This is a genomic window from Paracoccus onchidii, assembly GCF_028294535.1.
In the GTDB taxonomy this organism is placed as follows: domain Bacteria; phylum Pseudomonadota; class Alphaproteobacteria; order Rhodobacterales; family Rhodobacteraceae; genus Paracoccus; species Paracoccus onchidii.
Map to the genome: position 1 here is coordinate 1 of NZ_JAQBIE010000057.1, position 4,501 is coordinate 4,501.

At 59.1% G+C, this 4,501-nt stretch carries 3 protein-coding genes and 6 pseudogenes; 3 read left to right on the plus strand and 6 right to left on the minus strand.

All coding sequences use genetic code 11. The features are described 5' to 3' along the window. Window positions 1–118: pseudogene (locus PAF17_RS19885) on the minus strand (ATP-binding protein); the annotation flags it as partial. Between PAF17_RS19885 and PAF17_RS19890 the strand changes: the two are divergent. Then, window positions 119–475, plus strand: a pseudogene (locus tag PAF17_RS19890) (DDE-type integrase/transposase/recombinase); the annotation flags it as partial. On the opposite strand, the pseudogene PAF17_RS19895 reads toward PAF17_RS19890, so the two are convergent. The 4 genes and pseudogenes from PAF17_RS19895 to PAF17_RS19910 form a co-directional block, all read right to left on the minus strand. Continuing rightward, window positions 459–824: pseudogene (locus tag PAF17_RS19895) on the minus strand (IS6 family transposase); the annotation flags it as partial. The pseudogenes PAF17_RS19890 and PAF17_RS19895 overlap by 17 nt on opposite strands. A gap of 514 nt (window positions 825–1,338) precedes the next feature. Next, entirely contained in the window at window positions 1,339–2,646 is a 1,308-nt protein-coding gene (locus PAF17_RS19900) for a type II toxin-antitoxin system HipA family toxin (protein ID WP_271890800.1), read from the minus strand. Further along, a complete protein-coding gene (locus tag PAF17_RS19905; protein WP_271890801.1) occupies window positions 2,646–2,897 on the minus strand; it encodes a helix-turn-helix domain-containing protein in 252 nt (83 codons plus the stop codon). The genes PAF17_RS19900 and PAF17_RS19905 overlap by 1 nt, the downstream gene beginning before the upstream one ends. Before the next feature lie 256 nt (window positions 2,898–3,153). Beyond that, a pseudogene (locus PAF17_RS19910) lies at window positions 3,154–3,306 on the minus strand (IS6 family transposase); the annotation flags it as partial. A 49-nt stretch (window positions 3,307–3,355) separates the two neighbouring features. Between PAF17_RS19910 and PAF17_RS19915 the strand changes: the two are divergent. Next, window positions 3,356–3,574: pseudogene (locus tag PAF17_RS19915) on the plus strand (IS6 family transposase); the annotation flags it as partial. A 184-nt stretch (window positions 3,575–3,758) separates the two neighbouring features. Beyond that, a complete protein-coding gene (locus tag PAF17_RS19920; RefSeq protein ID WP_271890802.1) occupies window positions 3,759–3,950 on the plus strand; it encodes a hypothetical protein in 192 nt (63 codons plus the stop codon). A gap of 52 nt (window positions 3,951–4,002) precedes the next feature. On the opposite strand, the pseudogene PAF17_RS20270 reads toward PAF17_RS19920, so the two are convergent. Then, window positions 4,003–4,386 (minus strand): annotated as a pseudogene (locus PAF17_RS20270) (IS66 family transposase); the annotation flags it as partial. Window positions 4,387–4,501: the final 115 nt, after the last annotated feature.

Below are 4,501 nucleotides of genomic sequence, written 5' to 3' on the forward strand. Positions count from 1 at the left end.
CCACCTCGAACGCAGGCGCACCTTGTTCCATGAGGTCATGCACGGCCTGCGCCATGCCTGGCATCTTCAGACTGCGGAGCATGATGACGATGGCAGCGCCGGCGGGATCATGACGCATGAGCCCTCGGGGATCAACCGGATCTATCGGCTCTACCGCGAGGAAAGGCTCACGGTTCGCAAGCGCAGGGCTCGACGAAAGGCGGTCGGGACGCGAGCCCCGATCCTGGTCGAGGCACGGCCCAATGCACGCTGGTCGCTGGACTTTGTCCACGACCAGTTCTCCAACGGCCAGCGCTTCCGGGTTCTCAACGTGGTCGATGATGTCACCCGGGAATGCCTCGCGGCGATCCCAGACACTTCGATATCCGGGCGCCGTGTCGCGCGCGAACTGACAGCCCTGATCGAGTGTCGTGCAAAGCCCGGAATGATCGTCAGCGACAACGGGACGGAACTAACCAGTAACGCCATCCTGCGCTCGTGCTCCGGCGCGACTGGATCAGGATATCCAGCACATCGCCATTGGCGTCGACTGCCCGCCAGAGCCAGTGCTTCTTGCCCTTGATCGAGATCACGACCTCGTCGAGATGCCACTTGTCCGCCGGGCCGGGGCGGGCGCGACGGATCCGGGCGGCGATCTGCCCGCCAAAGCGCGCGACCCAGTCCCGCACGGTTTCATAGGAAACGCGGATCCCGCGTGAGGCGAGTAGATCCTCAACGTCCCGGAGGCTGAGAGCGAACCGATGATAGGCCCAGACTGCGTAGCCGATCACGGCGAGCGGAAATCGGAAGCCCTTGATACGGGACAGGTCGCATAGATTCAGCATGGCCCTTCGCTATCCGGCGAGCGGGCGGCCTGCAACCTGACAAAGCCCTGCGAGATCAGCCATGTTTTGTCCCGTTTGGCATCTCGCCGATGCTCACAACACTAACGTGCTGTGCGTTACATCTGCACATTTATGACATGATTTCTAGGTAATTTATTGTTATTCGGTTCGGCTCTACCGCACCGAGGTAAACGAGCGGCTCTGATCCTCGCATGAGAAGTTTCCGACCAATTGCGACCAAATAATTTCGTCAAAATAGGTTGCAAATTTGGCGAGGTTTGGGTGGAAATTGGTGCAGGCCCAGACCATAAGCTTGATTGCGTCTGGCCTTGCACCTGTTCACCCAAAAACGTCCCAAGCGTCTGGCTTTGCACCTGATTTTCCCCAGGTGCTCAGTCTTGGAATTTGGTGGATCGGGTTCAGGATGAATTCGTCTGGTCCTGAGCCTTACTATCAACACGAAAGGCCGGGCGGTCACTGGCTGTGAGACTTTTCGATGCCGTGCGCGCAGGTCCTAGCCAAGTTGCAGGAGCCGCAATCGCGCGGTCATGCCGTTTCTGATTGAAGCGATCAACTCTTCAGGAAATTGTTCGGGCAGGTCTCGCAAGACCATCTCCCATGCCCCATCAAATCTCTCGGCAATCTCGGTAAAGAGTTGCCCTGCAATTTCAGCACCCAAGCCAGACTGCGCGGCCGTTTGATCGAAGTGGCGCGGCACAATCTCGTCAATCTGATAGTGCCGCTTCGCACCGACCGACATCGCCAGCTTGACCTTCTGGCGCTGGAGTTGCCGCGCATCGATGCTCGGCTGCACCGAGATCACATCATAGAGCGGGGACATGCGGAACCTCCCGCCCGGCAGCAGGAAGACACTGTAATTCTTGGCGTGCCCGTCAGTTGCGGCCATCAGCCAGAACAGCATCTGCGTTTTCAGGAAGGCGCGACGATCCGCGTTCGGCGTGTCGCTGGCTTTGAGAAGATCAAGGACTTTGACGATCCCCGGACCGCCGTCATTCTGATATTTCAGCGTCGGAGGAATGCCGAGCGCTTGGCAGCAATCCTCCTGCGGCAAGCGGATCAACCGGCCATCCTTTGCGAGGCGGCGATCAAAGCGTTCGACCACCAGCACGCGACGCTTTCCGAAATCCGCAATCGCCGTGCTGGCCGCGTCCAGCCCGAAAGCCGCCATCAAGCGCAGACATAAATGCTCGTTCTCGACCGAGTTCGACAAGTCGACCCCGATGGGCAGCGTGCCGATCTGCGGCTTCAGGATATGTGTCGTCGGTGTCGTGCCATGCGGGCGCATCCAGTGCCCGTCCTTCCACAGCAAGGCCGTCTTCTCCTGCGCACCCGCGACCGAAATCCGGAAATTTTCATCCTCGCCGAGACCGAGCGGGGCGCTCGCCAGATTGGCGATGATGCCTGCCACATCCTCGTCCCTCAGGACATCGCCATGCAGCCTATCGGCCGGGTCGGGCTCTTCGTCACCGGGCAAGAACTGCAGCGCGCCCACGCAATCCCTGCCGATAGCCGAGAGCAGGCTGAATGCATCGGTGCCTTCGGCTCCGCGCTTTTCCGCAACGCGGCGTCTGATCTCGTCCGTATCCGGCAGCAGGTTGTCAAACACTGCCATAACCGGCGCGCCGATATAGCGGTCTTCGCGCAAGGGCATAGACAGGGAGATCGGCATGGTGTGCTCCCATGCCAGCCACTGGGGTGCATAGATGAAATCAACCGCGCCGCTGCTCTGGCGCGTCAACCGCCCGACATGGCGCGTGTTCAGAAACACTTCTAGCGGCGTATATTTTCTTGGTCGCCCCATCAGAAGATGTCCTCAATGTCTGTCAGCGCCTCCTTGCTGCGCTGGCGGATCACGAACTCAAGATCGAGCGCGGCGAGCACGTCGCAGATGCTGTCGATCCGCGCGGCAGGATTGCCGTTCTCGATCTTCGAGAGTGTCTCCTGTCGCAGCCCCGCCTTGGTGCCGGTCTCGCTTTGAGACGTGCCGCCGCTGCGACGAGAGCGCCGGATGGCGTCCCCGATTTGTTTAGGGGTGCGTGCGATCTGGTCCATAACCTGCCTCGTTTTTCTTGCATTATATCGACCAGCGCATAAATTATCAATACCGTAGTTGGCGCATATCGCACTAGTATGCCGCTTAGCACATAAAGCATGTTTATGCACCATCTGACATAAAAACCTTCAGACAAGGAGGGGCGATCGACCGTGACGGCCAGCCGCGTAAAGTTAGAGGCCTGGCGCGCGCGCCGCGAGTGGTTGTGTCGCAACTTTTGGCATGATGTGAATATAAGCCTGCCCTTGGACAGAGTCAGCCTGCGAGCGCCGCGAAAACCTGAAAAGGGCAGCGGTTTCCGTTGGTGATCTGCCCCTTGCGGACCATATGTGCCACCTCGATGCCGGCCAGAGTTGCGTCGGCGGAATGGAATGCCTTGAAGCCCACCATCGGCTTGGTGATCCGCTGGGATCGTCAAGTTATTGTCCTTTCCGGGTCGGCTGGGTAGCTCCGGGCGATGATCACTCAGATTTCCGCACCGCGCCTGAAAGGCCATCGCTTTCCGCGCACCATCATTTCCTACGCGGTCTGGGTGTATTATCGCTTCTCGCTTAGCCTGCGTGATGTCGAGGATCTGCTGGCCGAGCGTGGCATCGTGGTGAGCGATGAGGCGATCCGGGCATGGGTGGAAAAATTCGGGTCGCAGATCGCGAAACGGGTCCGGGCTGCGCGCCCGACGAGGACCCCGGAGTGAAATCCGTGCGCAGCATCCACGATTACTACAATTCCAACGGCATCAACACCGTCGTTGCCCGACATGCCCGTCTCGCGCGTGCATGAACTTCTGCCCTGGAACCGAACAGCCCTGTCCCCGCCGAGGCGGCGTGACCATGCAGCTGAACAAGGTGTATTCCGTCAAGATGATCGACCGCGTCGCTGCCGAACTCGAAGAAACCGTTGATCGGATCTTCGATCTCGCCATCGAAATGGAAACCGAAGATGGTGTGATCTGGGTCTACGGCCCCGGCGACGACAGCGTCATAGCATTCACTCCCTTCGGGATCGAAAACCTGCCAGAACTCATCGAAATGGACCGTGGGCACGCGCGCTGACCTCGCCACAGCCTACGCCAGCTGCTTACATTTCAAGTGGCCGTTTTCCAACTATGGCCTGCGCCAATGGCGACTTGCTTGAGATTTTGAGCAATTGCATATGCAGCCACGCTTCCAGATCATCGAAGATCGAGATTGCCGCAGCGCGACACGCGCGTCGGGCGATTCACACCCCGCGCCCTTCTCCACGGCATAGAGCATCGCGATCCGGCGGATCTCTTCCTCGGCAATCGCATTGACCTGGGATGCCAAGACATCCACGAACTTGCGGCGGACATGCGCCATCATACGCCATGCAGTCCACCGTGAATTGATACCACGTACAGGGTGGTGATGATCCGGACCATGGCCTCTCGTTGCGCAAATAGGTCCAGACCCGCGCCGTTTTGGCCTTCTTATGACCAGAGGCTGGCATCTTCACCGGTGTATCATTGGACCTGTCGCGTAATTGTGCCGCCCCAAGTACTCGTTTAAGCCACTTTCCGTTCGAAGGCGACCGGGCTTTTCCAGCCCAATGCTGAGTGCCTTCGACGTGGATTGTAGAAGCCGTT

What these genes read in the sequence shown, in the direction of transcription:
- PAF17_RS19900 (WP_271890800.1), bottom strand. Translation starts at nt 2,646, where the DNA reads ATGGGGCGACCAAGAAAATATACGCCGCTAGAAGTGTTTCTGAACACG.
- PAF17_RS19905 (WP_271890801.1), bottom strand. Translation starts at nt 2,897, where the DNA reads ATGGACCAGATCGCACGCACCCCTAAACAAATCGGGGACGCCATCCGG.
- PAF17_RS19920 (WP_271890802.1), top strand. Translation starts at nt 3,759, where the DNA reads ATGATCGACCGCGTCGCTGCCGAACTCGAAGAAACCGTTGATCGGATC.